Here is a 26,932-nt window from a genome sequence, read left to right as displayed (position 1 = left end):
AAACGGCATTCTTACTTAATTTAATAGAAAGTCCAGATAAATAAAATTTATTGTAACGCTTTGAATGTCCAAAAGTTATATAAGTGAAGGGGGTGAAAACGGGTGGACTTTGAGGAAATCTACAGGAAGTATTTTAAAGAGGTTTTTTTGTTCATCAAATCCCTTAGTCATGATGACCATATAGCCGAGGAAATTACGCAGGAGGCATTTTTTAAAGCGGTAAAGGCAATTGAAAAATTTGATGGCTCCAGGGACATCCGGGCATGGCTTTTTACCATCGCCAAAAACACCTATTACTCTCACTACAAAAAAAGCAAACGGTACATACATAGGGATGCAGCTGAAGAACCGGCGATGGACGTGAAATTTGTTACTCATTTAATGAATGAAGAGGATGCCTTCATCGTTCACCAGTTTCTTCACTCAATGAAGGAGCCATACAAGGAGGTCTTTTCACTGCGTTCCTTTGGTGAATTATCATTTGAGAAAATCGGTCTTCTTTTCGGAAAAAGTGCAGGTTGGGCAAGGGTCACCTATTACAGAGCGAGAAAACAGGTTCTAAAGCATATGGAGGGGATGAACAATGAAGGAGATTAAATGCACCGTTATTCAGGATGTTTTGCCTCTTTATGTTGATGAGGTAGTCAGCCTGGATACAAAAGAAATGGTCGATGAGCATTTACAGCATTGTGAGAAATGCCAAAAGGAATATGAAGCAATGAAAGGGACGTTGTATATTCCAGCCCAAAATGAAGCGCCTTTGATCAATAAAATTAATAAAAAATGGCGCAGGAAAAAAGTGATTGTGTCCATTGCTTCCGTTTTGGCTACAGCGATTGTTTTATTTGGAGCATTTGCGTATGTTTTTTATTTTGAAAGAGTTATTCCTTACTCGGACGACCTATTTGAAATTGGCTTAGAAGATAATAACCAGCTCGTTTCTCAATACTACGGTAAAAGCTATGCTACGGTACACGAAACTCATCCCATGCGACTTGAGATAGACGGTGAGACACGGAATGTCAGTTTCATCTACTACACCAAAACCATTGCTGATTCACCCTCAAGAAGTTTGTTAAATAGAGAAAAAAATGATAATGAACAGGATTATAGCTGGACTTTTGCTGAAAGTGAAAAAATTGACGCCGTTTATTATGCGGAGTTTGATGTATATAAAATTACGGATGGAAAGGATTCCTGGGAAGCGGTTTTAGATCGTGGGGAATTGGTTTGGGAGAGATAGAAAATTAAAACGTATTACAATAAAAATAGACCTGCCGTACAGCTCTTCGACAAGTGCCTGGCACCTGTCGATCTTCACAGCAAAAACAAACCCGTCATGTCTATTACATGACGGGTTTGAGCAAGCCAGTATTATGTTATTATCATTTTCATCGAGACACATAGCTACTTAACTGACTTACTTATTGAGGGGGACATCAGATATCCCGCTATTCTATTGATAAAGATTATCCAAAAACACTTCTAATTTTTTTATGTCTGTCATGTTTTCATTGCACGCATGACTATCTTTACATATATAGTTCCCTCTGCTGATATAGGTTTCTTTTCCGCTTCTAACCTTTGTCATAAACAAAGCCACTTCACCCAGGTGATTACAAATACTGCAAATGCCTTTGTTATTGCTATTGGCAAAGTGACCTGTTATGCCCTTTAACTTACCCTGATATTTTACGATTAAATACTGCTTATGGGCGCGCGTGTCGAACCATCCAAGGTAAGACAATCGCTGAAAATCCAGTGTTTCCAGATCGGGAACTTGCAGCTTTTTCGCTTTCGGGAATAGCTTTTCTATTTGTTTCTTCGTGACTTTCTGGAATGGGATCACATAGTTGCGTTTTAACTCATTTAGAAAAGTCCTCGCTTCAGCCTCGTTTTCCAATTCGATCATGCGGTTCAGAAGGCATTCCTGATCCTCTGTCATTCCAGGAATCGTGTCTTTCACTTTTGAAATCGCATGAAGCTTTACTGCGTCCCGGGTATCCTGATGATTTACAGTATTTTGAGTGTGAATGACAAAATAGATCTGCTGTGCAATAAAATTATATTGGTCATTTCGTATAAACATTTGTTCCGTTATTTTAGATGTATCCATTTTCTATTCGCTCCTTATCTTTTCATTTCATTAGATAAGTGCAAAACCTGAATAGAAGGATCCATTGATTGGCGATTAATATACAATCCTTAACCCACGCAAAGTATCGCCTACTTATTCAGGCTTTGCATGAGTCGATGCCAATTCTGACGCCTGCATGTTTCTCGCAATTGTCATCAGGTACCACCTCCTGTTAGTAAAAGAATATACATGAAAGCTTATTTACGCAATACTCCAGACCTACAGAATGTAGAAGTTTTAGTAAAGGCGCAGCTCTAATTAATTCTTTTGTCGAGTATGTCCTTATGAAAGCTTATTAGATAAATGACAAAAATCGACAGGTGCCTGGCACCTGTCGATTTCCTTTATTTATTCTCTCTATCCCTTTCCTGCATCTGTCTAACCTGATCAGAGTGGTAAGGTGAGCCTTCTACTTCATCCACGACACTAAATGGGTTGCCGTCGAGGTCGAAGAAGTCGAAGAATTTCATTCCGCCAAATTCGTCGATGTCTGTTACAGGAATGTTGTTGTCTTTGAAGTGCTGATGGGCTGTTTCGATCTTTTCTACCACAAAATTAAAATAGCTGTTTTTCTGATCCCCCTTCGTTCGGAACTCAGTTGGTTGAGGGGATTCAACTTTGATCAGAGCCAGCTGTGTGGACCCGGCAGGAAGGTATAAACCAACCCCGTCTTCCCAGCGGTCAATCATTTTTCCCCCAAGAAAATTTCCATACCATTCTATCGATTTTTCGATATTTGTTACCGGAATGAAGATACTCCCAACTTTAAACATACTTTTCCTCCTCGTAATGAAATTCATCCTTATAACGAATATAATAGATTAAAAGTTACACTTACATACAAAATTAAACGAAAGGGGAGAAAAGATGGTTTTTGAAGATGTAGAGCATGCGATGAAGAAGCTTTATAGGTATTGCTTAACGCTTACAGGTTCTCCCTGGGCTGCCGAGGACTTAGTACAGGAAGCGATGCTGAAGGTTTATCGCATGAAGAGGTCAGATCCGGGTAAAGAGTTTTCATTTTCCTATCTATGTACAGTGGCTAAAAACCACTTTATCGATGAAAAAAGGAAGTATCAAGAAAGTGTTCCTTATAACGAAGAACTGTACGGGAAAGAATATGGTTCTATCGAATACGCCGGTTTAATCGAACTCCTCCTTGTGAACCTGCCTTTGAAGCAGTCGATGCTCATTACCTTAAAGGATGTATTTGGTTATTCCTCAAAAGTGCTGCGAGTGAGTAATGAATCGGTCAAAACAGCCCTGCATCGCTCAAGGAAAAAACTAAAACTCGCACAAGAATCAGGTATAGAAAAACCACCGCCAACTCACGAGATTATACCGGCACTATTAAAAGCTATACAGGACTCAAATGCGATGCTGATATTTTATTATTATCGGCTTTTAGAGGCACAGAATTTTAACGTAAAAAGAAGCAATTCTGAATCCGTATTCCACGTGATCGATCCGGATGGGAACATTTTAGAAATTGTCTCATAGTCATTTCAAGGTAGGGAAGCAGGTGCTTTACGATGTCGAATGCAGCGCAGGTATACATAGATCATCCGGAAAAAATAAAAGAATTATATAAACGAACCTTACTTATTGTGGTTATTTCGCAAATGTTTGGCGGGGCAGGGCTGGCTGCAGGTGTTACGGTTGGCGCTTTGCTTGCAGAACAGATGCTTGGAACAAACGCATTCGCAGGCTTGCCTACTGCTTTGTTTACGTTAGGCTCAGCGGGAGCAGCATTAGCGGTTGGGAGGCTTTCCAACCGTTTTGGAAGACGAACCGGATTAGCAGCAGGTTTTTTGACAGGCGGCCTCGGAGCGGCAGGTGTTGTACTGGCTGCTGTCTTAGGAAATGTCTTTTTGTTATTTGCCGCTCTTTTTATCTATGGTGCAGGTACGGCTTCTAATCTCCAGGCCCGTTACGCAGGAACCGACCTGGCAACGAGTAAGCAGCGGGCGACTTCTGTCAGTATCGCGCTGGTAGCTACTACACTTGGTGCGGTTGCTGGTCCAAATTTAGTGGGAGTGATGGGGGATTTTGCTCTTTCCATTGGAATTCCTTCACTTGCAGGACCCTTCCTCTTAGCTTCAGCTGCTTATATCATGGCAGGGGCTGTTCTATTTATCCTGCTTCGCCCGGATCCATTTGTGATTGCTAGAAAAATTGAAGCAATAAATCAAAAGTCTGGAGACGATGGATTTTTAGAAACAACTGTCCATCAGGATAATAAAAAAGGCATTATTCTTGGTGCGACGATCATGGTTCTTACTCAAATTGTGATGGTAGCGATTATGACGATGACACCGGTCCATATGAGGCATCACGGACATGGATTAGATGCTGTGGGTCTTGTGATCGGCTTTCATATTGGTGCGATGTATCTTCCTTCCCTCATTACAGGCGTTCTGGTTGATAAGCTTGGGAGGACGTTCATGGCTGTGGCTTCCGGCATTACATTGCTTCTTGCCGGTTTAACAGCTGCGATGGCACCGGGAGACTCCATGTTTTTTCTCGTACTGGCTCTTTCCCTTCTCGGATTGGGGTGGAATTTCGGTTTAATAAGCGGCACTGCGCTTATCGTTGATTCAACAGGTATTTCCACACGCGCGAAAACCCAAGGGTCGCTGGATGTGTTAATCGCCCTGGCAGGAGCTTCAGGCGGAGCGTTATCCGGAATGGTTGTAGCGGGTTCAAGTTTTGAAACGTTATCACTAGCTGGCGGCGTTTTATCCCTAATTCTTATTCCGGTGGTTGTTTGGTCGGTTGGGAGTAAAAAGAATCATTAATGTATTTATACCAGCTTTTCTATAAAAGATTCTCCTTGCTTTTAAATATAAAGGTAGAGGAGAATTTCTTTAGGAAATGCCAGAACATTAATTACTTGAAAATTACAAATTATTAACATATACTTAGTTTGTCTAATAAACAAAGAGAACATTACCATTCTAAGCAGTTTTAAGATAGGGAGGGTTGGAAATGAAAAAGGCAGTGATAACAGGTGGAAGCGGCTTACTTGGTTCAGCTGTAATAGAGGAATTTTTAGCGCATGGGTATGAGGTCGTAAATGCAGATGTTAAGCATCCAAAGGAAGCACTTTGCAGGACCGTCATTACCGACTTAACGAATTTAGGAGAAGTTTATGGCATATTGGCTGGAGCTGATGCCGTCATTCATCTTGCAGCGATTCCGGTGGCTTATTCCCATCCAAATGAGGTAACTTTCCAAAATAACGTCATGTCTACGTATAACGTGTTAGAGGCGGCAGGCACGTTAGGGATTAAAAAAGCTGTTATTTCTTCCAGTGAATCCTCCTACGGGATCTGTTTTTCGAAGCAGAACTTACCTCCTCAATATGTACCAATTGATGAGGAGCATCCGCAATTACCGGAGGAAAGCTACGGGTTGTCGAAGATTGTGAATGAGAACACCGCTGAAATGATTCACCGCAGAACGGGCATGCAGGTCGTTTCCTTCCGTTTAGGCAATGTCATCTCGCCTGAAATGTATAACAATTTTCCTGGGTTCATCCATGATCCTGAGCAGCGGAAAACGATTTTGTGGAGCTATATTGATACACGGGATGCAGCAACTGCTTACCGGCTGGCCGTTGCCACAGACGGACTTGGTTCTGTTGCGCTTAATATCGGAGCGGATGAAACGAGTATGGATATTGAAAGCAGGCAGCTGATGGAAGAATGCTTTCCTGAGGTAAAGGATTTTAGAAAAGAGTTAAACGGCTTTGAGCCCCTTCTAAACAATGAAAAGGCAAAAAACCTTTTAAATTGGACCCCTGTTCATAAATGGAGAAACTACGTAACTGTATAATCGACTATTTACAAAAAGGAGAGATAAAAAATGAGTTTACAAGAGACAACGACCTTACATAATGGTGTTAAGATGCCATGGCTTGGCTTTGGTGTATTTAAAGTAAAAGACGGGGAAGAAGTGGTCAATTCCGTAAAGGCTGCATTAGAGACCGGCTACAGAAGCATTGATACGGCTGCTATTTATGGAAATGAAGCAGGCGTCGGCCAGGCGATTGCTGAATCTACTGTTCCACGGGAAGAATTATTTATTACAACAAAGGTATGGAACTCAAATCACGGCTATGAAAAAACGCTTGCTGCTTTCGATGAGAGTATGGACAAGCTTGGGCTGGACTATTTGGATCTTTATTTGATTCACTGGCCTCTTCCTTCTCAGGGGAAATACGTTGAAACATGGAGAGCGCTTGAAAAGCTGTATAAGGATGGCCGCGTTCGTGCCATTGGCGTCAGCAATTTTAAACCGCATCATTTGGAAGAGATTATTTCAAACGGAGAAATCGTACCGATGGTTAATCAGGTAGAATATCACCCGCAATTTAATCAGCGTGAATTGCATGATTTTTGTAAACAGCACAACATCCAGCTTGAAGCCTGGTCCCCGTTAATGCAGGGAGGGCTGCTTGACCATCCGACGTTAGTCGAAATTGCTGAGAAACACAATAAATCAACTGCCCAGGTCATTATCCGCTGGGATATCCAAACGGGTGTTGTTACCATTCCAAAGTCTGTTAACCCTGAACGGATCGCTCAAAACGCTGATGTATTTGACTTTGAGCTTACGCAGGAAGAACTGGACAGCATCAATGCCTTAAACCAGGATGAGCGTCAGTTTGCTGATCCGGATGAGTTTGATCGGGTGTAAGGCTTATGTAAGAAGAGTCCAGTAAAGGGCTCTTTTTTATGAAAAAGTTAAGAAAATAAAGGAATCGTATAATACTAATGATAATTTTGTCGGATGATTAAGTCTACATGTAAAATGCACCGTTTGCCCTTTGATTTGGCCAGGTCCACCATTGGCAGGATTTGATTGATATATTTCTTTTTTGGTTAGAGTTTCATCTTCAATAAATTAAACAATAAGAGATTTAGTGATAGCGCCCTATATACGATAGCGTCTGTCGGAGCATTTTCAGGAATGATCGTTGCAGGCTCAAGCTCCGAAGCATTTTTAATGGCTGGGGGAGTTTTATCCTTGCTGCTATTTATGTAACACTGAATTGTGGTCTTTTTCCGGGTTCACAGGAAAAAGATCCCCGCCTTATTATCTTAGACGGGGATAAAGTAAACGGGATGAACAATCAGTGGGGGGCAGAATACCCCACTAATCGAAAATTCGTTGGATTTAGGAGTGGGTTTCACCTTCCTCAGATGGTGGTGTATCTGCTGGAGGATTATTTGTCCCAGGGGGTTCCTCGTGATGATCATCTTCGTCAGCATGAAGAACCTGAACCGGATGGGCGTCTTTTATAACAGTGATTGGCCTCATCATATCATGATCCTCATGTTCCAGGAAGTGGCAGTGCCAAATGTAATTGCCAACAAAGTCTTTCCAGTGCATGATGACAGATGTTACGTAACCCACGTCTGCCTTGAATACATCCTTCCAGCCGGTTTCATAATCCCGGGGAAGCTCAAGCGGTCCCATTTCAAGTACTCCTTCATTCAGATACTTATCGACATCAAACGGTCTTCGGCCAATTATTTTGCCCTGAATTAAATGAATGTGAATCGGGTGTGGGATTGGTGTGGTATTAATAAAATTCCAAATCTCGATGGAATCCAAAGATGGTTTTTCTGTTGCCGGGTCATGATACATCCTGTCATTCAGCATAAGCATCAGCCTGCCGTACTGATCATTTGTAGTTGTTAATGGTAAATCCCTTTTTATATGAGCGTGATGGGTATGAAGATCCATGAGAGGCGCCAACTCTTCCGGAATGGAGCTAGTATCATCTCCTTTAAGTGGAAGGGATACCCGGAACTCCATTACAACGCTGGTATGTTCACCAGGAAATTCGGTGTCGTCGTTCATTAACGTAATGGTCTGTCCCTGAAGGTTTGTGAAGTCAATAATGAGATCGGTTCTTTCTGCCGGCAATAGCTCAACACTGTCAATTGGATTCGAGTTTGATAAAAATCCGCCGTCTGTCCCTATTTGAATCAGTTGCTGACTGTTTGACAGCCTTAAAACGTATCCTCTTCTATTTGAAGCATTCAGCATACGGAACCTGTATTTTCGTGGTTCTACATTTAAATAGGGCCATACTTTCCCGTTCACCGTAATCGTATTGCCAAGGTGGCCGACGGTGATGGAAGGGTTTACAGGAACAGGCGGGAATGGCGGTTGAGGGCCGGAAGGGTAAAATAGTGAACCGTCCTCATTAAATGATCGGTCCTGAATTATCATAGGGATTTCATAGTCTCCCTTAGGCAAATTTAACCGATCTTCAAGATGATCCCGAAGAAGATAATAGCCGGCAAGTCCTGCATAAACATTTAATCGTGTTAAAGCCATGGCATGGTCATGATACCATAGGGTAGCGGCAGGCTGGTGATTCGTATATTCATGAACCTTTCTCCTGAATTTAGGTCCTGTATATTTAAACCCTCTCGTATACCAGGATTCAGGATGACCGTCACTTTCCCAAAAAACATTCGCACCATGAAGATGGGTGACCGTGCGGACCTCTGGTGAATCGCTTGCTGTATGAAGGGTGCGGTCAACAGGCAGAAAATGTTTGGATGGAAGTCTGTTAATAAATTTTACATAGGTAGATTTGTCTTTTCTCGCCTCGATTGTCGGCCCTGGAATCAGCCCGTCATACCCCCAAATCTTCGTGAGGGGGAAGTCCTTATGAAAACGATGCATCGCTTGTTTTAGTTCCAGCTCATAATAGGAATTTTTGGGATAGGATCGATGGCATGTCGGCCTTGCCACAGATGGCTTTTCGAGTTCGTCGACAAACTTCGGTATATTGTCAGGATCAGAGGGGTTCACTCTATTTTCCAAATATAACTCTCCTTTTTATTAAGATTTAGTAATCTAAGTAGGAATCGATTTTCCTAAAGCCTTGCGAGCTTATAAGGGCAAGGAGTTGTAAACATTATTTCTTCTGATCAGCTATGAACGCATATGATTCCTATTATGATTATGATATTTTCTGTACAGAAAAAAGAACTGATTAAAGTGTGGATTTATAGAAAAATGGTTGGTTGTCCGATACCTGCGTCAATTTTCGAGAGAGAGTAATCTAGGTAAGTAAAAAGAAAAATCAAGTATCATTTAAAAGGTTATGATTGTTTAGAGTGGATGATCGTTAAGGAGGAAGACAACATCTACCTCCTTTCAATATAAAGAGGTGAAAAAAATGGAAACCATCTATTTCGCAGGAGGATGTCTTTGGGGCGTGCAGGCCTTTATTAAAACACTGCCAGGCGTTACTGCTAAAGAAGCCGGAAGAGCGAATGGATCAGGAAGGACGCTTGATGCTCCGTATGATGGATATGCGGAATGTGTCAAAACAGAATTTGATCCAGATGCAGTAACAGTGGAAAACCTAATGAGTTATTTCTTTGAAATCATTGACCCTTACAGCTTAAATCAGCAGGGGGAGGATGTTGGAGAGAAATACAGAACGGGTGTGTATAGTGAAGAACCGCAGCATCTAAAAGAAGCGAAAGATTTTATTAGTAAAAGAGACGATGCGGACCGAATCGTGGTTGAAGTCCTGCCTCTTGCAAACTATGTGCGAAGTGCTGAGGAGCATCAGGACCGGTTAGAAAGATGTCCGGATGATTATTGTCATATTCCTGATAAACTGTTAAAGAAGTATAAATCGTAATAGTTATTTAGAAATAATATTTAGAAAAGAATCGTTATAGAAATTGTAACGATTCTTTTCTTTTGACTCCCGAATAAAGTATACTGCTTAATTATGAAGCTAAAAGATTGGCAGGAGTGGAATTCTCTCGTCTCAAGCTGTTAATCACCATTGGTATAAGGGTTTAGTTTGTGGTGGTTAATGAAAGGACAATAAATTAAGAGAGAGGATGAGGGAATGAGTATTTTTATACAGGTTATGCTGCCAGTGCTGATCATTCTGGTGTTAGGCTATGGACTTCAAAAGTGGAAGAGCTTAGATATTAAGCCGCTATCTACAGTGGCAATTTATATTTTCACCCCCATGTTAATCTTTCAAAATGTGTATAGTGCCGATTTAAATAATGATTACCTGACACTCGTTGTATTTTCGTTACTTTTAATGATCCTCATGATTATCATCACGAAAATTTATACAAAGATAAGAAATGCAAAGAGCTCTACAGAAAGTGGACTGATTCTTTCAACAGCGTTTATGAATTCCGGTAATTACGGCGCACCTATCGTCTTGTTTGCTTACGGTGAGGTGGCTTTTGACTATGCGGTTTCGTTACTCGTTATTCATTTAATTATGATGAATTCTTTTGGACTCTATTACGCTGCAAGAGGTTCTGGGGGAATAAAGGTTGCGTTAAAAGCGTTACTTGAAATGCCTCCTACATATGCTGCACTGTTAGCCATTTTTATGAATTCATTTAATCTGCAAATGCCAACTAATCTGATGCTGATGGTTGATTTACTTGCGCCTGCAACGATTCCATTGGTTATGTTAATTTTAGGGATGCAGCTGGCGAATATCAGTCTGAAAAACTTTTCAATTGAACTTCTTTCCTTTGCTATTATTACACGATTATTTTTATCTCCTTTACTTGCCTTTATCATTCTCTATTTTATTCAAGTGGACCCATTGATCGAAAAAATCTTAATCCTGATCGCAGCCATGCCATCAGCTGCAAATACAGTTATCTATGCTGTGCAATATGATAGTGAACCTGAGCTTGTCTCAAGTATCACGTTGATTACGACACTTTTAAGTATTGTAACTATTACCGGGTTGTTGTGGGTTTTGTAAATATACATGAAAAATCCGTATCAGGGAAACAGCAGCATGCGTTCCTGGTACGGATTTAACAATTCCGGATAATTGACTTTCCTACCTCCTGATGATATTCTTTATTTTAATTACAGACATTAAGAGTCTTTAATGTCGTTTATTAACAGGAGGTCAATAATGAAATATTCAAATGCAACAAACTATGCCCTGCATACAATGGTTTATTTAACAATCCAGGAGGGAGAGAAGCTGGTAGGGGTTCAGGAGCTGGCCGATATGCAGCGTCTTTCTCCGACGTATCTTTCTAAGATTTTAACCAAGCTTGCAAAGGGTGGTCTTATTGAGTCTACACCTGGAGCAAAGGGGGGGTATAAGATTTCAAGAACAAAGCATGAGATATCTTTTCTCGATGTGATCAACGCGATTGAGGGTGATACAAGTTTATTTGATTGCACGCTTCACCATGAAGGCTGTCTAATCGAAAATGTCATGAGAGAAGCGGAAGAGAATATGAAAACAGAACTGAAGTCCAAGCTTTTGATTGACATTGCCAGAGAAGCGGAAGCAAGACAATTTAAGGGAAAATAACTTTATTTAAAGGAGTGAAGCATATGTTATTGGATTGTGCTGTCATTGGCGGTGGACCGGCTGGACTGAATGCAGCTTTGGTGCTTGGCAGGTCAAGACGTAAAACGGTTTTGTTCGATGATAACAAACCGAGAAACGCAGTAACGTCAGAATCTCACGGGTTTATCACCAGGGATGGGATAGACCCGCAGGAATTTAAAAGGATCGGTCAGGAGGAAATAAGAAGGTACCCTGATGTGAGCATAGAAAAACAGCGGGTTCAACGAATCGTTAAAGAGAATGGACAATTTAAGGTGGAAGCAGAAGATGGAAGTTTGTTTTACGCAAAAAAAGTAATTCTTGCGACCGGCTTTAAGGAAACCCTTCCTGCTATCCCCCGTGTAAAAGAGTTTTATGGTAAAAGTTTATTCGGCTGTCCCTTCTGCGATGGGTGGGAATTGAGGGACCGCGCACTTGCCGTGATTGCAGATGGTCAGAAGGCAGTGCATATGGCAAAGTTGGTGTCCAACTGGACGAGTGATTTACTTGTATTTACAAATGGCAGTCAGGTGATTTCACAGGATGAAAAAGAATTATTACACAGTAAAGGAATCATTATAAATGAAAAGAAAATCATTTCATTAATTGGTGATGAGGGAATGCTTGAGAAGATTCAGCTGGAGGATGGAACGGAAGTGCTTTGTGAAGGGGGTTTTATCGCTTCAGATTGGGAGCAGTCAGCCTCGTTTCAATCTGAGCTCGGGTATCAAGTAAATGACCAGGGAGGAATCGAGACTGACAGCTGGCAGCGTACGAAATCGTCTGGGGTGTTTGCATGTGGAGACACCAGAATTGCCGGTCCTTCTCAGCTCATATTAGCCGCAAGTGAAGGAAGTATGGCCGCAATCGCTGTAAATGCAGAACTCATTGAAGAGAAGTTTAACCTGCAAGCCTAAGTAACAGTTTAGAAAGGAGAATAAGAATGCCTCATGGAAATGCCCATAAAGGAAAAGTATCTTATTTAGAAAGCCCGGAACGTAAAAAGGAATTTTCCCCCGAGCAGCTGCTCGACCTAATCCGGTTAAGGGAGTCAGACAATGTTTTGGACTTTGGAGCCGGAACAGGTTATTTTACGATCCCTGCGGCAAAAAGGGTGAAGGGGAATGTATATGCAATGGATATCGATGCTTCAATGCTTGGTATCATCATTGAAAAGTCACGGAAGGAACAGCTTGAGAATATTGTGCCGGTCGAGGGCAGTATTGAAGCACTTCCTGTATCAGAGAGCTCTATTGATGTTGTCATTGCTTCTCTTGTCTTACACGAAATTCAGCCGCTGGCACCACTTTTACAGCAGCTAAAAAAAGTTCTGAAGAAAGACGGCTATCTCATCTGCCTTGAGCTTGAACCAAAAGGGAGTTCTGGAAAAGCACCAAGGATTACTTCAGAGGGAATGAAGCTTGCAATGAAAGAAGCGGGATTTCATGTAAAAGAAATCATTTTCCCGTCAGAGGCCTTATATTTACTGGTTACTCAAAAGGCTGAGTAAGATCTTTCCTTTAATCAATTAGAGATATTAAAGGTCTTTAAAGTACGTAAAGGAAGAATGCAAGGCTGCGGCCTTTGCATTCTTTTTTACGTTACTCATTTGCCTATCGTCTCACAGTTTTTTCAATTGCTGCTCACCATTCATACCCTTAAGAATTCAGGCCCCCTCAGCCCTGCCGCCCAAAACCCCGCTCATCAGCTCAGCAGAAATCGGATGGCTGAAATAATACCCCTGCGCTTCATTGCACTGCTTTTGCTGCAGGAATTGAAGCTGTTCGATGGTCTCGACTCCTTCAGCAATTACTTTTAAATTAAGGTTATGGGCCATTGTAATAATGGTTTCAACGAGTGAAGCATCCTTTGAATCGGTAAAGATATTACGTGTGAAGCTTCGGTCGATTTTTAGCGTATGTATAGGAAATGTCTTTAAATAATTTAAGGAGGAATAGCCTGTTCCAAAATCATCGATGGATAGGTGAATTCCCATATCTTTTAGCTGCTGCATTTTTTCAACTGCGTGCTTTGAATCCTGTATAATGCTTTCTGTCAGCTCGAGTTCTAGATGGTGTGGGGCAAGACCTGTTTCCTTCAGAATCTTTTTCACCCGATCAATCAGGTCGCTTTGTTTAAACTGGCGGGAGGAGATATTTACAGCGATCCGCATGTCCTCAAACCCTTGCTTTTGCCATTCTTTATTTTGTAAGCACGCTTCTTTAAGAATCCACTCTCCAATAGGAAGGATTAAGCCAGTTTCTTCTGCGATTGGGATAAATTCAGAAGGAGATATAAGTCCCCATTCCGGATGATTCCAGCGAAGAAGAGCTTCACTGCCAATGATTTCATTGGAAATGACGTTTATTTGCGGCTGATAGGCAACTGTGAACTCTTCCCGCTCCAATGCTTTACGCAGCCCGATCTCAAGCTTCATTTTTCTGGTGACAGCTTCGTTCATTTCCGGTGTATAAAACTGAAAGTTGTTTTTCCCCAGTTCCTTTACCTGATACATGGCTGTGTCTGCATTTTTAATCAGCGTCTCACTATCCTGTCCATCTGCAGGGTACATGGCAATACCGATGGAAGGAGTAATATATAATTCCTGATCATCTACAATCAGCGGATGGTTAAGCGCATCAACAATGGCTTTTGCCCGTTTTGTTACTTTAACGTCTGTTGTTTGCGGAAGCAGTACGATAAACTCATCGCCTCCCTGCCTTGAAACCGTATCATGCTTGCCTAAGAGGGATTGAAGAAGCTTGGCGACCTGAATTAAAAGCTTGTCCCCAACTGCATGGCCAAGCGTATCATTTATGTATTTAAAACGATCTAAATCAATGAAGAGGATGCTTAATGCATGGTGATTGCGCTTTGCCTGATTAATTGCCAGCATCAGCCGGTCCTTTAACAGGAAGCGGTTAGGCAGTCCGGTTAGCGGGTCCAGGTAGACCATTTGATTCATTTTATTTTCGTTTCTTTTTCTTTCCGTGATATCACGGATGATGCTGCTAAAGAAAATCTGGTCCTCTTCCTTCCAGGCAGCTACGGATATTTCAATTGGAAATTCGATGCCGTCATTATTCATTGCTTCCATTTCGACAATTTGCCCCATAACCTCTATGTCGCCGGTAGAAGCAAATTCCTCCATCGTCAGCTCCTGTGCCTTGTGGTATCTTTTTGGGATAATTTTTTTCACATTTTCCCCGACCATTTCATTTTTCTCAAAGCCAAAGATCTCTTCTGCTCCTTTGTTCCAGGAAAGAATGGTCCCGTGTCCATCGTATAACATGATGGCGTCACTGGCGGATTCAATAACAGAATAGAATCTTCTTTGAGAAATAACTGATTGGTTTTCAAAGCGCCGGTCAATCATAATACTTAAAGAAACAATGCCGAGTAAGATAAGGACGATTATCCCTATGCCATAGGCTAAGTAGGTTTTATTAACTGGGTCTAATCCTGCCATATTAGTGTGCTGGTGAATTTCATAGCTTGCTGCAGTCATTCCTGTATAGTGCATGCCCGAAATGGCAGCACCCATGATAAGCGAGCTAATCATTTTTCTCCAGAGAATTTTTTTCTTTTGATAATTTTTACTAATAAAAGAGATAAGATAAATAGCTGCTACAGCTGCAAAGAATGCGACTAATATGGACAGCACAAAGAGATAAGGATTGTAGACGATTTCAGCATCCATTATCATCGCTTCCATTCCGATATAATGCATGAATGCAATACCCAAAGCCATGAAGAAGGCTCCCAGGAAGACATGCAGCTTCTCAAGCTTCTGTCTGCTGATTATATATAATGCGATGCCCGAGGAAATAACAGCAGGCAGGATGGATAGAAGAACTAAATGAACATCATATTGAACAGGGATGTTCAGATGAATGGCGAGCATGGCAACAAAATGCATCGCCCAAATACCGGCCCCCATTGCGAGAGCGCCTGCTCCTCCCCATGCCAATTTTGCTGATGATCCAGCTTTACGGACTTGCGCTCCGAGGTCGAGTGCTGCGTGTGATGCGATAATAGCAATCATGATCGATAACAGCACAAGCGGCAGGTGATACGAAGTTGAGATATCTTCCATGAGTGCAGCGGCTCCTTTTTGTTGACTAATATAAACCTATTTACTATCTTTTTCGGCAAAAATCGGGACTGTTTTAGGATAAATTGAGAGATGATTCATATATTTATTTGTTTATCTTAAATTATAGTAAAAAAATGAAAATATACCTTGCATTGCAAGTTATTCAAACCTATAATAAATTTATACCTTGTAATACAAGATAATGAATTGGCGGGATGCTAATGTCACAAACACAAATGATGAAAGGAATACTTGATGGCTGCCTCCTGGCGATTATCCGTGGGAAAGAAGTGTACGGCTATGAAATGACTGAACGGCTCAGTGATTATGGATTCGGTGAAGTAAGTGAGGGGACGATTTATCCGCTTCTCATGAGAATGCAGCGGGAAGGGCTGGTCACTTCGGTTAAAAAGGAATCGACAGCAGGGCCAAAACGAAAGTATTACTCTCTTACTGACAAAGGACATAAAGAGCTTGAAGAGTTTCTTGCACGATGGAAGAGGCTTGAGAAAAGTGTAAACAATGCAATCCGACAGGAGACAAATGAGGGGAGCGAAGGCAGTGGATAATTTATCAAAGGAAAGCCGAAGATTTCTTGATGACCTGAGACTGTATTTATTTTCATCCGGCAAAAATGAAGCGGAAATAGGCGAAATCGCAGAAGAACTTGAAGTTCATTTTGCAGAGGCAGAGAAAAACGGGAAGCCGATTGAACAAATCGTTGGGGAATCACCGAAGGAATACATGGAGATGATTTCTAAAGAAATGAAGGTTGATACGAAAGCGTGGCTTAAGTACATTCCTCTTATCATCTTCGGAGCAATTTCATTTTCAGTGATTGCCCAGCTTGTTGACGATTTAAGACTAAATTTTAGCTATGTGTTCCTTGGGGGAACAGTTGTCATCAGTATTATTTTTATCCTGCTGGTGTTCGGCGTCTTTAAATACACCGCAAGCAGACAGGTGTCGAAAACGAAAGAGCTTTTGATGATTATGATTCCCAGCTTTTTAAATATCGCGTTATTTGGCGCGCTGATTTTCTGGGATATGTTTTACACACTGCCAGGAATCCAATTAGGTGTAACAGCAAGTATCATTACCGGCGGAATCGTCCTGTTATTTTTGATAGGCTTCTCATTTTGGGCGAAAACGGCGATTCTTCCAGTCATACTAGCAGCCCTTCACATCCCGGAGCTCCTGCTTAGATTAACTTCATTAGAAGTATCCGCCCGTCTAATCATCGGGATGATCATAACCTATATCGTCATCGGTCTATATTTGTATTATACGTTTAAAAAATTGAAGAAAGAAGAAACAGCTTCCGCATAAAAACTAATATTTCAGCAATTGAAGGAGACCGTTCACCACCTGAAGGGCTCCTTTATTATTTTCCTATACTTCTACTTCACTCATCAATGCATGGGTGTTCTCCTCAGTATCCTTAAAAAACACCATCCATGTTTCCGTATTCCCCATTTTCGACACGACATGCGGATTGCCGATAAACGCAACACCGTTTTCCGCTAAGCGTTCATATGTATCTTGAATCGTACTGACCTGAAAATATAAGACCGAGCTTGGATGAGCAAATTCCTCCTTTTCAGGAAGTGTCAGCATCAGACGAAGCCCCTCACATTCAAAAAATGCCATGGTATCTGTATTAAATAGAAGAGACAGTCCCAATTTTTCTTTGTAAAACGCTATTGCCCGATGAATATCCTTCACCGGCACCCCAATTTGTCCAATCCGTTGAATGTCCATCTTCATTCCCCTTTCATGTTAGTTCCAGTTTAAGTATACACCAGGAAAATAAATAAAGGATTTTTATAGAAAAATATCGAAATTTACATTCAGCTAACTAAGGGGGAGATCTAGTATGAAAAAATCATTTATTGAACAGCTTCATTATTGCAGAATTCCCGTAAGAAATTTAGAGCAGTCTGCGCAATGGTACGAGGAGGTGGTAGGACTTCAGCTAGTGTCGATGACAGATGATCCGTTTGCGATTATGAGAATTAATGAAGGGTCTCTATTACTGGTTTTAGTCCCTGCGGAGGATGACACATTTTCACATTTTACAACGGATAATAAACCAGCATTCAGCCTTGGTTTTACCAGTCCTGCCTTAAAGGAATTCCATCAGCACTTACAGGAGAAGGGCGTAAAGGTGGGGGACATAACTGAAGATAAGGGCCATGCCTACTTCCACTTTTATGACCCAAGTGGGAATCAGCTGCAGGTGCATTGGTGAGAGGAGACAAAGTGACAAATCTCTATTTTGTAAGACATGCCCACTCTATTTATACGCCGGATGAGTTAGAAAGACCATTATCGCAGCAAGGCTTTCGCGATGCTAAAAAGGTCACGGAGTTATTAAAAAAAAGAAAATATTGATACAGTGCTTTCAAGCCCATATAAGCGAGCGGTTCAAACGGTCCAGGGGATCGCGGATTACATAAAAAAAGAGATTGAATTAATAGATGGTTTTAGGGAGCGGACCCTGACGACAGGACCTGCTGAAGATTTTATGCTTGCCATAACAAAAGTGTGGGAGGACCCTGATTTTTCCTTGGAAGGTGGAGAGTCCAATCGCGAGGCCCAAAAAAGAGGGATCAAAGCTGTATTCGATGTGGCAGAACGGTACAGAGGTAAAAATGTAGTGATTGGAACTCACGGGAATAGTATGGTGCTGATGATGAATTATTTTGATAAGCAATACGATTTTTCTTTTTGGCGTGAGCTTGCGATGCCGGATATTTATAGGGTGACGCTGGAGGGGAGGGAGCTGAGAAGAGTTGAAAGGAAATGGGAACCCAACTGAAAAAAGAGTGTGGGACAAATGTTTCTCACACTCTTAAACCCGGTTCACTGAGCTTCAGGGGGACGCTTTCCGCGGGGCGGGGCCCTTCGCTAACTTGCTTTCAGCAAGTGGATCTCAAGCTCCCGCTTCTTCCAGCTGGAGTCGCCCCCTTCCGGCCGGTAAAATTACTGGCTGTTTTAGACATGAATAAGCACGCACATCCTCCTCAGCCCTATCATTACTATAAACTGTTTATCCAGTGTGAAATTGTGGGTGGTCAAGAAACGCTGGGTTTAGAAACAAAAGGGGTTCACTTTTATGATCAGACTCATTTACCGGAGCTTTCTGTAGGCAGAAATACAGAAGCTCAAATCAAAATGCTGTTTGAATTTCTGCAAAACCCTGATAAGGAAGCGATTTTTGATTAATGACCATGAGTAATCTTCCCATTCAATTTCGCTGCATCCTTACTGTTTTGAAGCGGGGAAAAGCGAAGGGGCATATACCTTTCCTCTGTTTCCTCGCCCGCCTTTTTTATACTCTTAGCTTCATCAATCAGAACGCTTTACACTAAGCACAGTGATCGTCACCAGGATAAGGACCATTCCAAGAATTTGAACCGTGGTTAAATGATCCCCAAGCAGCACAACACCAAATAATGAGGCAGTCACCGGTTCGACCATCGCGACCATTGAAGCAGTTGATGCGGCAGTCAATCGAATACCAATCAAGTACAAGATAAATGAAATACCTGCGCCCACAAGCCCTAATAGAAGAAACCATCCAATATCGCCTGAGGTGGCCACAGCTGCTGCTTCCTGTTTGTCGGTAAACAGAAATAGGATGAGACAAAAGGACACAAAGGCAATCGTTAAGATTGTCTGCGGCTTGCCGATCGAAGAGGCGTTTTTAAATCCGAATATAAACAATGCGTAGGAAATTCCAGCAGCAAGACCTGTTGCAGCACCTAGAAAGCTCACGGAAATCGATTCGGTGTTGTATGCGCCTGTGAGCAGGATGATCCCCATAAGCACACCGGCAATACACCCCCATTTAAACCAGGTCGAACGTTCGATGCGCAATAAAAAAGAGATTAACAAAACAAATACTGGTGCGGTATACATTAACGTAGCAGCAACAGCCACGCTTGAAGCCTGGATACTTATAAAATAAAAAGTGAAATTTCCGGCCACACCAATCCCTGCTAACACGGACCAGATATAGAAGCGCGGAGAGGCAGCTAAATTTTGTTTAAAGCGCAAAATAAACCAAAGTAAAAAGCATAGCAACCCAACAGCACCCCGGTAAAAGGAGATAACAATCGGATCCCAGCCTTTATTCATTAAAATATCAGCAATTCCTCCACTAATGCCCCAGCATATAGCGGCTAATATCACCAGGCCTGTCCCTGAAAATCTCATCGTGTGCCCCCTAAAGGTAAAAAGTTTAGTGCAATATGATTTTTGTTAGTTGTCTGATGGAATATATTTGTATGTAGACGGTAATTCCTTAAAATTTTCATGCATAAACCTAAATGGGCTTTGGTAATTTAAAATGAGGTTAACTTATATCAAATAAAAAAAGAGAAAAGCCACTCGGCTCTTCTCTTTACCTAAAATCATTCAGTTGTTACGATACAGAAAAACCTTCCTCAGCCTTCACTCCGTCTTTCACTGTAAACTCATCAAGCAGAGCGCGCACTTCGTCGGTATTTTCTGTTTCCATCAGGCGGTTTCTCAGCTCGCCTGCGCCGCGGAAGCCGCGGACATAGATTTTAAAGAAGCGTCTGAGCGGCTTGAATGCACGCGGCTCAAGCTCTTCAGAATACTTATCATGCAGATCGAGCTGCAGGCGAAGGAGATCAAGAAGCTCTTCACTTGTGTGCTCTTTCTTTTCTTTTTCAAAAGCAAATGGGTTTTGGAATATCCCGCGTCCAATCATAATGCCATCAATGCCGTACTTTTCAGCCAGCTCAAGGCCCATTTGACGGTCAAGAATATCCCCGTTGATCGTCAGCAATGTGTCAGGAGCGATTTCGTCCCGAAGCTGTTTGATCTCAGGAATCAGTTCCCAGTGAGCTTCGACGTTGCTCATCTCTTTTTTCGTACGCAGGTGAATGGAAAGATTGGCGATATCCTGCTCGAGAATATGCTTCAGCCAATTGCGCCATTCGTCCACTTCGGTATACCCAAGACGCGTCTTCACGCTGACGGGAAGTCCTCCGGCTTTAGCTGCCTGGATGATTTCCGCTGCTTTTTCCGGGTGGCGGATCAGACCAGAGCCTTTTCCGTTAGCTGCAACATTCTGCACCGGGCACCCCATATTAATGTCCACGCCGCGAAAGCCCATTTCAGCCATGCCAATGCTCATCTGGCGGAAGTATTCAGGCTTATCTCCCCAAATATGAGCGACGATTGGCTGCTCATCTTCTGTAAACGTCAGGCGGCCTTTGACACTGTCTTTTCCTCTTGGGTGGCAGTAGCTTTCTGAATTCGTAAACTCCGTAAAAAATACGTCAGGTCTTGCTGCTTCACTCACGACATGACGAAACACGACATCCGTCACTGCCTCCATCGGCGCCAATACAAAAAATGGCCGCGGCAGCTCATGCCAAAAATTATCTTTCATCGTATATCTGAACCCTTTCTTTAAAGGGAAACATGTTCCCGAAATGTATATTATAAATGCTTTTATCTCAATGACTGCTGATTTTAGAAGTAATGTTAACCAGTATATACTTTACTGGGATCTGGTGAAAAGTGCAAGGGGACGGATTTCGGAGGGAAGGATTCCCTGTTCAATAAGGTAGTAGATTCCCGAAAATCGATGGTTATTCTCATTCAGGAGGGGAATCCCTGGTACCCAGCCTATCCTCTTGGTAAAGACATCCAGAAAAGAAGATTTCAATAAAGTTGTAAATTCCGTCCTAAGTAATGATGTAACAAAATATAATAATAAGCCCATATGGAAAGGGTATTGGAGTTTTCCTATTTTAGATCCTATGAATAATACAATAGAAATAACATGTACTGAACAAATTATCCACCAATAAATGATGCGAATGAAGTAGTATAGATAAAATACCTTTTCACTAACGGGTGCTTTTCTTAAATTTGGTTTAGCCATTTGCTTATTGTAGTAAAGGGGCAGTTTAGTTCAATTAAGAAGTAAATTATCGTAAGAAGGAATTTAGGAGAAATAGTAGAATACTTTATAAATCGAAAAGAAATAGTGGTAAAGGAGGCGTTCATTATGACAAATTTTAAAATTTACACTATTAATGACTATATGGGGATAACAGCTAAGTGACTTTTTTAGCGTTTCCCCTAATTTTGAAAGGGGAAATTTATGAGTACCGAAAAGGTGAAAATCGTAGAGTTAAATACAGAAAACTGGTACGGCTGTTGTGAATTAGAGGTATCAGTTGAACAGGAAAAATACATCGAGCCAAATGCTATATCAATAGCTCAGTCAAAATTTGAGCCTTCATTAAAGCCATATGCTATTTATGCAGGAGATAATATAGTTGGTTTCTTAATGTATAATTCTGTTCAAGAAGAACTTGATGGTTATTGGGTTTATAGAATAATGGTGGATAAGCAGTTCCAAGGTAAGGGAATAGGTAAAGCCGCGACTAAATTAATGATTTCAGAAATGGCTAAATTACCTAATATAAAAAGAATTGTTGTAGGCTATCGTCCTGAAAACAAGGGAGCGCATAATTTATACTCTAGTTTGGGATTTATTGATAATGGGGATAAGTTCGGTAAGGAAATGGCAGTTATCAAATATATAGCTGAGTGATCCGCTAGAAGATTTTATAAGAAAGGACCATTCGCTGGTCCTTTCTTATTGTCGTAACTGGGGCATTCCTTCAATAAAAAATTGAAGAAAGTATTAAATTTATAGTAAAAGATGTTCTATCTCATTTTATAGCTCACGAACAAGTTGCATTGTCTGAATTGCGTTTTGCATTAATGGGAATGCAATACAATCCTGAAGAAACTAACATTGACCGTTTCAATGCGTTAGACCAGGAAGGATTAACCGCCTTTTTCATTGAATTCCTTATTGAATAAACGGGGCAGGGTAGCTAAACAAGAATTAGTAAAATAGAGTTGTTAAAAAACTGAAACTCCACAATCAGAACTGTTTATTAATGGTGTAATTGGAAATTTAGAGAGTGCATGAGGGTCGTTATGGAGTTTCAGTATGATTGTCTCTGCGGAAAAGGAAGGATTGTAATGATGTATCAAGGAAAGTTGCGAAAAATAACGATTGTGTTGTTAATATTATATACAGCTTTGATCCTCTATTTCTTGTATCTTGGTTTCAATAGAGGTTCCCTGGGGCAAGACTCTAGCTTACGATTTAACCCAATACCTGGAGCGATTCAATTGCATTATCCAATGGGAAGAGACTTTCAAAATTGGTTTTTTCAGTTTGGGAATTTTGTAGCGTTCATACCTTTTGGGGTTATCATTCCACTCCTGTTTCGATGTAGTTTTAGACGCTTTATAACCTTTTTTATTTTGTCTATAACCATACTTGAAATCCTACAAATGTTTTCTGGTTTGGGAGCTTTTGATATAGACGATATCATAATTAATTTAATAGGCGCTTCGGTAGGTTTTGCGGCACAGCAAATAGTCACCAGTGACCTTGATAAACCAAAAGGGATTTACAAAGTATTCATAACGGCTACGGTACTTGCCCTTTGCACTATTATAATTATTGGCGGTATCAATAATTATTTAGAAAAAGGGGGAGGGGAAATCGCAGCTCTGAATGAACTGATCGTAAAAGATGGGTCTGTAAAGTGGGACGATAGCTTGTCCAGCTTTACAGTAGACCGAAAAGAGGTCACGCCTCATATAAATCTGTATAGTAGGGATAATACGAAAACCAATGAATTCACGTATCACTTAGATGGCAAATATAAAAACATAACAGGCTATGTCGCCCTACCGGACGATGTAATTAACGGTGCAAGAACAGAAGGTAGTGACATAGAATTCATCAGTAGCGGAACAGTCATTTACTCGTTAGGGTTATCAATCACAGGAAAGGAGAAATTTCAAATCCCTTTAGATGGCGTAACTGACCTTACTATAAAAGTAATTAACAAAGATCCAAATCCAAATACGAATGCTGTGATGTGGGATATTACTCTTACAGAGGTAAACTCAGGTCAAAAAGTTATAAACACTATAAGAGAAAAAATAAGAGCATTATTCTAACAAAAACCTCAACAAAGAAACGAAAATAAGCTACATACGAGAGGGGTACCTTATTTTCATTTTGGTATTGTGATTAATTTCACTTAAACTAACGAGGAGCTTTAGTTGAATAAGATAATAAACTAAAAAGAACATGGGATGGCATTATCAGAGTGACACATGAGGAGAAAAACTATTATTTTTAGCTCTCGAAAATGAATGCTGCTTTCATTCCAAAAAAACCGACGGGTCTGACAGAAACGGAGCAGGTAAGGCTTTAGGAAATTGTGGAGAAGGTTAGACAGAGGAGGATGCTGCAGCAATAAGCATGCTGCTATTACTTATACTTATAATAAGAATTCTGAAGGGGAAGAGAAATGTGAACATAAGACTCATTGAAGCTGGCGATGCTGAAAATTTTTTGGAGCTAAGTAAGAAAATCGATGAATCTGGCTTTATGTTGTTTGACCCCGGAGAACGACAAACGAGTGTTGAACAACAAAGAAAATCGATTGAAGGAATGTTGTCCCAACCAAACACCATCTTCTTTGTAGCAGAAATCGAAAACGAGCTTGCCGGGTATATTGGCGTATTAGGAAGTGGTTTAAATCGAAACCAACATTCCGCAACTATTGTTTTGGGCGTTCAGGAAACCTATCAAGGAAAAGGCGTTGCGACCAAGCTATTCAACAAGGCTTTTGAGTGGGCTAAAGAAGCTGGGATTTTAAGGTTAGGGCTGACAGTTCTCAAGCATAACCATAAAGCATTTAATTTATATAAGAAGATGGGATTCGTTTTAGAGGGAGAAAGGGTTCACTCGTTAAAAATAGAAGGGGAATTCGTAAATGAATACTATCTATATAAATTGTTATAAAATCTCTAAAGCACCTTACTATAGGTGCTTTAATCATGTCTATCTACTATATAAATCCACCTCTTTAAATTATTCAAAACGCGATTTTCTATAAAAGTATGGTACGATTTAATTCATAAAAATTGATCTATGCTGGCAGGCTGACTCTAAAATGTTTGCAGCAATACATAAAAGTAAGTAAACGCGGGAGGAATTATGCCTAAAACAAAATACATAGAAATTTATGAGGATCTTAAGCAGAAGATTGAAAAGAGCTTTTACGAATACCAGCAGCTGCTTCCTTCAGAAAATACACTCGTGAAAGAATATGAATGCTCTAGAAATACCGTGCGGCGGGCGATTGCAAACTTAATCAATGACGGCTACGTCCAGACAAAGCATGGCCAGGGAGCAAGAGTTATTTATCAGGACTTCAAGCAAAATGAATATATGTTTGGCGAGACGGAATCGTTTAAGGAGTTTGCACAAAGAAACCATAAGAAGCATGAAACCAAGGTCATCACATTTGAAGAATTAACGGTGGATGAAACGATTCATGAGCACACACGGATGCCAATCGGCGTTGAGGTCTACCATATTAAGCGTGTACGTCATTTAGAGGGCAGCCCGGTCATTATGGACGTTAACTATTTCCGCAAGGACGTAGCAAAAGGACTGACAGTGGAGATCGCAGAGGACTCAATCTATGAGTATTTGTCAAAGGAGCTGAATCAGCGGGCCGTAACCGCCAAGCGGAAAATGGTGGTGGAGCGAACGACAGATATGGATGAAAAGTATCTTAAGCTCGATGGCTTTAACAGTGTTGTCGTCGTAACGAGTCACATTTTTAATGCAGACGGCATCATGTTTGAGCATACGCAGTCGCGGCACACGCCAGGAAATTTTGTCTTTTTTGATCAGACCCAGCGTAAATGAATGTAAACCTGAAAACAGAAATTCCTATTTCGTGGAGTTTCTGTTTTCTTATTTTAACTAATTAAATTGCTTTAAATATGAAAACACTTACAATAGATATAAGTCATGTAATTATGGCAAATAAAGTATCATATAACAGTCAATAGATTTATTGTTTCATTCGTGGGAAATAATTAGAAGGAGGGTGTAAAAATGTTTGATTTGTTTTTGGTTTTATTTCTATTATCTATTTTGCTGCTCATAATGGGTTTAATCAACCCGGGATTTGCATTAAGATGGGCTCCAGAAGTTAAGAGAAATAGAAAAAACACGCTGTTTTATTATGGTTCCGCTATTGCGGTGTTCTTTATTCTATCTGTCGTAACAGTAGAACCGGTAGAAGAGATTGTTGCTGGCGTTGAGCAATCAGAAGCAGCTGCTGCGCAAGAAGAGACGGCACGTAAAGTGGAGGAAGAGACAAAAGCAAAAGAAGAAGCAGATCGTAAAGCAGAGGAAGAAGCAAAAGTAAAAGAGGAGGCTGACCGTAAAGCAGAAGAAGATGCGAAAGCGAAAGAAGAAGCTGACCGTAAAGCAGAAGAAGATGCGAAAGCGAAAGAAGAAGCTGACCGTAAAGCGGAAGAAGAGGCGAAAGCAAAAGAGGAAGCAGAACGCAAAGCAGAGGAAGAGGCGAAAGCGAAAGAAGAAGCAGAACGTAAGGCAGAGGAAGAAGCGAAGGCAAAAGAAGAGGCCGAAAAACAGGCAGTCTCAGGCTCACAGCAGCAGGCAGTCAGAAAGGCTGAGGATTATTTGAACTATACTTCTTTTTCAAAAAGTGGATTAATCGATCAGTTGGAATTTGAAGGCTTCACTAATGCGGATGCTTCTTACGCGGTAGAAAACATCATCGTAGACTGGAGAGAGCAGGCCGTAAAAACAGCTGAAAACTATATTGATTACACGTCTTTTTCGAAAACAGGGCTGATCGAACAATTAGAATTTGAGGGTTTCAGTTACGAGGATGCTTCTTATGCAGCAGAAAACATCATCGTAGACTGGAGAGACCAGGCTGTCAAAACGGCTGAAAATTATCTTGATTACACGTCTTTTTCACGAGCAGGACTGATAGAACAATTGGTATTTGAAGGCTTCAGTAACGATGATGCTACGTATGCAGTTGATGCTGTAGGGCTTTATTAAATTAAATATTAGTTGTGCTTAAACATAACCACATGACAATCCTCACATCTTAATGCAGGCATTTTCTTCATTTTAAAAAATGGAGTTCCTACTAATACTTCACTCTCATAGTCAACAAAAATTGATTCAGGTGAATCTGACCAGGAAATTCTTCGGGAAGAGAAAAGATATCCATTCTTTAACTCGTTATTACATTCAGGACACTTTATCGTATCATCCATCTTTACCTGCACCGCCTTTTTCATTTGTTTTCAAAAAAATAACGTTTCTCTTTAATAGTAACATTCCACCAAGACTCGTATTGAACCTTCTTCCATATACAAAAAAAGAGTACAG

At 40.9% G+C, this 26,932-nt stretch carries 29 protein-coding genes and 1 pseudogene; 22 read left to right on the top strand and 8 right to left on the bottom strand.

The annotated features are described in order from the left end of the window. The first annotated feature begins 102 nt into the window (after positions 1 to 102). Positions 103 to 597: an RNA polymerase sigma factor gene (locus C4B60_RS16590; RefSeq protein ID WP_104059144.1), complete on the top strand. Its 495-nt coding sequence runs from the start codon at positions 103 to 105 to the stop codon at positions 595 to 597. Continuing rightward, positions 584 to 1,243: a zf-HC2 domain-containing protein gene (locus tag C4B60_RS16585; protein WP_104059143.1), complete on the top strand. Its 660-nt coding sequence runs from the start codon at positions 584 to 586 to the stop codon at positions 1,241 to 1,243. The genes C4B60_RS16590 and C4B60_RS16585 overlap by 14 nt, the downstream gene beginning before the upstream one ends. 213 nt (positions 1,244 to 1,456) lie before the next feature. Here the strand turns inward: C4B60_RS16585 and C4B60_RS16580 are convergent, their stop codons facing one another. After that, positions 1,457 to 2,116, bottom strand: coding sequence for a FusB/FusC family EF-G-binding protein (locus C4B60_RS16580; RefSeq protein WP_104059142.1), 660 nt, complete (start codon positions 2,114 to 2,116; stop codon positions 1,457 to 1,459). 365 nt (positions 2,117 to 2,481) lie between these two features. After that, on the bottom strand, positions 2,482 to 2,910 hold the full coding sequence (locus tag C4B60_RS16575) for a VOC family protein (RefSeq protein ID WP_104059141.1): 429 nt from the start codon (positions 2,908 to 2,910) through the stop codon (positions 2,482 to 2,484). Between the two features lie 94 nt (positions 2,911 to 3,004). Between C4B60_RS16575 and C4B60_RS16570 the strand changes: the two genes are divergently transcribed. From C4B60_RS16570 to C4B60_RS16555, 4 genes are all read left to right on the top strand, one after another. Beyond that, complete coding sequence (locus C4B60_RS16570) at positions 3,005 to 3,637, top strand: RNA polymerase sigma factor (protein WP_104059140.1); 633 nt, start codon at positions 3,005 to 3,007, stop codon at positions 3,635 to 3,637. A gap of 32 nt (positions 3,638 to 3,669) precedes the next feature. Next, on the top strand, positions 3,670 to 4,935 hold the full coding sequence (locus C4B60_RS16565; protein ID WP_104059139.1) for an MFS transporter: 1,266 nt from the start codon (positions 3,670 to 3,672) through the stop codon (positions 4,933 to 4,935). Positions 4,936 to 5,125: 190 nt separating this feature from the next. Beyond that, positions 5,126 to 5,974, top strand: a complete 849-nt coding sequence (locus tag C4B60_RS16560; RefSeq protein ID WP_104059138.1) for an NAD-dependent epimerase/dehydratase family protein — start codon at positions 5,126 to 5,128, stop codon at positions 5,972 to 5,974. A 30-nt stretch (positions 5,975 to 6,004) separates the two neighbouring features. Beyond that, positions 6,005 to 6,838, top strand: coding sequence for an aldo/keto reductase (locus C4B60_RS16555; protein ID WP_104059137.1), 834 nt, complete (start codon positions 6,005 to 6,007; stop codon positions 6,836 to 6,838). Positions 6,839 to 7,318: 480 nt separating this feature from the next. Here C4B60_RS16555 and C4B60_RS16550 read toward each other — a convergent pair whose 3' ends face one another. Further along, the gene (locus C4B60_RS16550) at positions 7,319 to 8,986 is read right to left on the bottom strand and encodes a multicopper oxidase family protein (RefSeq protein ID WP_104059136.1); all 1,668 of its coding nucleotides are present in this window, start codon (positions 8,984 to 8,986) and stop codon (positions 7,319 to 7,321) included. 358 nt (positions 8,987 to 9,344) lie between these two features. Between C4B60_RS16550 and C4B60_RS16545 the strand changes: the two genes are divergently transcribed. The 5 genes from C4B60_RS16545 to C4B60_RS16525 all read left to right on the top strand — a co-directional run bounded on the left by C4B60_RS16545 (position 9,345) and on the right by C4B60_RS16525 (position 13,026). Next, positions 9,345 to 9,818 (top strand): peptide-methionine (S)-S-oxide reductase, encoded by a 474-nt coding sequence (locus C4B60_RS16545; protein WP_104059135.1) that lies wholly within the window; start codon positions 9,345 to 9,347, stop codon positions 9,816 to 9,818. A gap of 216 nt (positions 9,819 to 10,034) precedes the next feature. Continuing rightward, positions 10,035 to 10,928, top strand: coding sequence for an AEC family transporter (locus C4B60_RS16540; RefSeq protein ID WP_104059134.1), 894 nt, complete (start codon positions 10,035 to 10,037; stop codon positions 10,926 to 10,928). 159 nt (positions 10,929 to 11,087) lie between these two features. Then, positions 11,088 to 11,498 carry an RrF2 family transcriptional regulator gene (locus C4B60_RS16535; RefSeq protein WP_209020105.1) on the top strand — a complete coding sequence of 137 codons (411 nt, stop codon included), beginning with the start codon at positions 11,088 to 11,090 and terminating at the stop codon, positions 11,496 to 11,498. 23 nt (positions 11,499 to 11,521) lie between these two features. After that, a complete protein-coding gene (locus C4B60_RS16530; protein WP_104059133.1) occupies positions 11,522 to 12,433 on the top strand; it encodes an NAD(P)/FAD-dependent oxidoreductase in 912 nt (303 codons plus the stop codon). 26 nt (positions 12,434 to 12,459) lie between these two features. Then, complete coding sequence (locus C4B60_RS16525) at positions 12,460 to 13,026, top strand: class I SAM-dependent methyltransferase (RefSeq protein ID WP_104059132.1); 567 nt, start codon at positions 12,460 to 12,462, stop codon at positions 13,024 to 13,026. A 156-nt stretch (positions 13,027 to 13,182) separates the two neighbouring features. Here C4B60_RS16525 and C4B60_RS16520 read toward each other — a convergent pair whose 3' ends face one another. Further along, positions 13,183 to 15,612: an EAL domain-containing protein gene (locus tag C4B60_RS16520; RefSeq protein WP_245154022.1), complete on the bottom strand. Its 2,430-nt coding sequence runs from the start codon at positions 15,610 to 15,612 to the stop codon at positions 13,183 to 13,185. 221 nt (positions 15,613 to 15,833) lie between these two features. On the opposite strand from C4B60_RS16520, the gene C4B60_RS16515 reads away from it, so the two are divergent. Next, entirely contained in the window at positions 15,834 to 16,181 is a 348-nt protein-coding gene (locus C4B60_RS16515; protein ID WP_104059131.1) for a PadR family transcriptional regulator, read from the top strand. Beyond that, the gene (locus C4B60_RS16510; protein ID WP_104059130.1) at positions 16,174 to 16,941 is read left to right on the top strand and encodes an HAAS domain-containing protein; all 768 of its coding nucleotides are present in this window, start codon (positions 16,174 to 16,176) and stop codon (positions 16,939 to 16,941) included. The genes C4B60_RS16515 and C4B60_RS16510 overlap by 8 nt, the downstream gene beginning before the upstream one ends. Before the next feature lie 63 nt (positions 16,942 to 17,004). Here the strand turns inward: C4B60_RS16510 and C4B60_RS16505 are convergent, their stop codons facing one another. Next, positions 17,005 to 17,373, bottom strand: coding sequence for a VOC family protein (locus tag C4B60_RS16505; RefSeq protein WP_425331174.1), 369 nt, complete (start codon positions 17,371 to 17,373; stop codon positions 17,005 to 17,007). Between the two features lie 115 nt (positions 17,374 to 17,488). On the opposite strand from C4B60_RS16505, the gene C4B60_RS16500 reads away from it, so the two are divergent. The 3 genes and pseudogenes from C4B60_RS16500 (at position 17,489) to C4B60_RS16490 (ending at position 18,840) form a co-directional block, all read left to right on the top strand. Beyond that, the gene (locus tag C4B60_RS16500; protein WP_104059128.1) at positions 17,489 to 17,863 is read left to right on the top strand and encodes a VOC family protein; all 375 of its coding nucleotides are present in this window, start codon (positions 17,489 to 17,491) and stop codon (positions 17,861 to 17,863) included. 11 nt (positions 17,864 to 17,874) lie between these two features. Then, positions 17,875 to 18,433: pseudogene (locus C4B60_RS16495) on the top strand (histidine phosphatase family protein). 107 nt (positions 18,434 to 18,540) lie between these two features. Further along, positions 18,541 to 18,840, top strand: a complete 300-nt coding sequence (locus tag C4B60_RS16490) for an NUDIX hydrolase (protein ID WP_209020104.1) — start codon at positions 18,541 to 18,543, stop codon at positions 18,838 to 18,840. A 123-nt stretch (positions 18,841 to 18,963) separates the two neighbouring features. Here C4B60_RS16490 and C4B60_RS16485 read toward each other — a convergent pair whose 3' ends face one another. After that, positions 18,964 to 19,833 carry a DMT family transporter gene (locus C4B60_RS16485; protein WP_104059127.1) on the bottom strand — a complete coding sequence of 290 codons (870 nt, stop codon included), beginning with the start codon at positions 19,831 to 19,833 and terminating at the stop codon, positions 18,964 to 18,966. Between the two features lie 208 nt (positions 19,834 to 20,041). Beyond that, complete coding sequence (locus C4B60_RS16480) at positions 20,042 to 21,040, bottom strand: tRNA dihydrouridine synthase (protein ID WP_104059126.1); 999 nt, start codon at positions 21,038 to 21,040, stop codon at positions 20,042 to 20,044. A gap of 720 nt (positions 21,041 to 21,760) precedes the next feature. Here C4B60_RS16480 and C4B60_RS16475 point away from each other — a divergent pair. From C4B60_RS16475 to tolA, 6 genes are all read left to right on the top strand, one after another. Further along, a complete protein-coding gene (locus C4B60_RS16475) occupies positions 21,761 to 22,216 on the top strand; it encodes a GNAT family N-acetyltransferase (RefSeq protein WP_104059125.1) in 456 nt (151 codons plus the stop codon). Between the two features lie 149 nt (positions 22,217 to 22,365). Further along, entirely contained in the window at positions 22,366 to 22,491 is a 126-nt protein-coding gene (locus C4B60_RS21900; protein ID WP_280632284.1) for a hypothetical protein, read from the top strand. Between the two features lie 165 nt (positions 22,492 to 22,656). Then, complete coding sequence (locus C4B60_RS16470; RefSeq protein WP_245154021.1) at positions 22,657 to 23,652, top strand: VanZ family protein; 996 nt, start codon at positions 22,657 to 22,659, stop codon at positions 23,650 to 23,652. A gap of 358 nt (positions 23,653 to 24,010) precedes the next feature. Then, entirely contained in the window at positions 24,011 to 24,505 is a 495-nt protein-coding gene (locus C4B60_RS16465) for a GNAT family N-acetyltransferase (RefSeq protein WP_104059216.1), read from the top strand. 195 nt (positions 24,506 to 24,700) lie between these two features. Next, complete coding sequence (gene treR / locus C4B60_RS16460) at positions 24,701 to 25,420, top strand: trehalose operon repressor (RefSeq protein WP_104059124.1); 720 nt, start codon at positions 24,701 to 24,703, stop codon at positions 25,418 to 25,420. Between the two features lie 192 nt (positions 25,421 to 25,612). Beyond that, positions 25,613 to 26,596 carry a cell envelope integrity protein TolA gene (tolA, locus tag C4B60_RS16455; protein WP_104059123.1) on the top strand — a complete coding sequence of 328 codons (984 nt, stop codon included), beginning with the start codon at positions 25,613 to 25,615 and terminating at the stop codon, positions 26,594 to 26,596. An 8-nt stretch (positions 26,597 to 26,604) separates the two neighbouring features. On the opposite strand, the gene C4B60_RS21625 is transcribed toward tolA, so the two are convergent. Then, positions 26,605 to 26,817: a PF20097 family protein gene (locus C4B60_RS21625; protein WP_104059215.1), complete on the bottom strand. Its 213-nt coding sequence runs from the start codon at positions 26,815 to 26,817 to the stop codon at positions 26,605 to 26,607. Positions 26,818 to 26,932: the final 115 nt, after the last annotated feature.

Source organism: Jeotgalibacillus proteolyticus (assembly GCF_002926065.1).
Taxonomy (GTDB): Bacteria; Bacillota; Bacilli; order Bacillales; family Jeotgalibacillaceae; genus Jeotgalibacillus; species Jeotgalibacillus proteolyticus.
Note: the sequence above shows the minus strand (reverse complement) of the source record. Positions and strands in the feature narration are given on the sequence as shown.

Bases quoted from the DNA above. Each gene is read 5' to 3' on its own strand.
- C4B60_RS16560 (WP_104059138.1), top strand. From the start codon at position 5,126: ATGAAAAAGGCAGTGATAACAGGTGGAAGCGGCTTACTTGGTTCAGCT.
- C4B60_RS16555 (WP_104059137.1), top strand. From the start codon at position 6,005: ATGAGTTTACAAGAGACAACGACCTTACATAATGGTGTTAAGATGCCA.
- C4B60_RS16520 (WP_245154022.1), bottom strand. From the start codon at position 15,612: ATGGAAGATATCTCAACTTCGTATCACCTGCCGCTTGTGCTGTTATCG.
- C4B60_RS16530 (WP_104059133.1), top strand. From the start codon at position 11,522: ATGTTATTGGATTGTGCTGTCATTGGCGGTGGACCGGCTGGACTGAAT.
- C4B60_RS16570 (WP_104059140.1), top strand. From the start codon at position 3,005: ATGGTTTTTGAAGATGTAGAGCATGCGATGAAGAAGCTTTATAGGTAT.
- C4B60_RS16475 (WP_104059125.1), top strand. From the start codon at position 21,761: ATGAGTACCGAAAAGGTGAAAATCGTAGAGTTAAATACAGAAAACTGG.
- C4B60_RS16515 (WP_104059131.1), top strand. From the start codon at position 15,834: ATGTCACAAACACAAATGATGAAAGGAATACTTGATGGCTGCCTCCTG.
- C4B60_RS16485 (WP_104059127.1), bottom strand. From the start codon at position 19,833: ATGAGATTTTCAGGGACAGGCCTGGTGATATTAGCCGCTATATGCTGG.
- C4B60_RS16505 (WP_425331174.1), bottom strand. From the start codon at position 17,373: ATGGACATTCAACGGATTGGACAAATTGGGGTGCCGGTGAAGGATATT.
- C4B60_RS16585 (WP_104059143.1), top strand. From the start codon at position 584: ATGAAGGAGATTAAATGCACCGTTATTCAGGATGTTTTGCCTCTTTAT.
- C4B60_RS16575 (WP_104059141.1), bottom strand. From the start codon at position 2,910: ATGTTTAAAGTTGGGAGTATCTTCATTCCGGTAACAAATATCGAAAAA.
- C4B60_RS16470 (WP_245154021.1), top strand. From the start codon at position 22,657: ATGATGTATCAAGGAAAGTTGCGAAAAATAACGATTGTGTTGTTAATA.
- C4B60_RS16545 (WP_104059135.1), top strand. From the start codon at position 9,345: ATGGAAACCATCTATTTCGCAGGAGGATGTCTTTGGGGCGTGCAGGCC.
- C4B60_RS16500 (WP_104059128.1), top strand. From the start codon at position 17,489: ATGAAAAAATCATTTATTGAACAGCTTCATTATTGCAGAATTCCCGTA.
- C4B60_RS16525 (WP_104059132.1), top strand. From the start codon at position 12,460: ATGCCTCATGGAAATGCCCATAAAGGAAAAGTATCTTATTTAGAAAGC.
- C4B60_RS16565 (WP_104059139.1), top strand. From the start codon at position 3,670: ATGTCGAATGCAGCGCAGGTATACATAGATCATCCGGAAAAAATAAAA.
- C4B60_RS16480 (WP_104059126.1), bottom strand. From the start codon at position 21,040: ATGAAAGATAATTTTTGGCATGAGCTGCCGCGGCCATTTTTTGTATTG.
- treR (WP_104059124.1), top strand. From the start codon at position 24,701: ATGCCTAAAACAAAATACATAGAAATTTATGAGGATCTTAAGCAGAAG.
- C4B60_RS16580 (WP_104059142.1), bottom strand. From the start codon at position 2,116: ATGGATACATCTAAAATAACGGAACAAATGTTTATACGAAATGACCAA.
- C4B60_RS21625 (WP_104059215.1), bottom strand. From the start codon at position 26,817: ATGGATGATACGATAAAGTGTCCTGAATGTAATAACGAGTTAAAGAAT.
- C4B60_RS16535 (WP_209020105.1), top strand. From the start codon at position 11,088: ATGAAATATTCAAATGCAACAAACTATGCCCTGCATACAATGGTTTAT.
- tolA (WP_104059123.1), top strand. From the start codon at position 25,613: ATGTTTGATTTGTTTTTGGTTTTATTTCTATTATCTATTTTGCTGCTC.
- C4B60_RS16540 (WP_104059134.1), top strand. From the start codon at position 10,035: ATGAGTATTTTTATACAGGTTATGCTGCCAGTGCTGATCATTCTGGTG.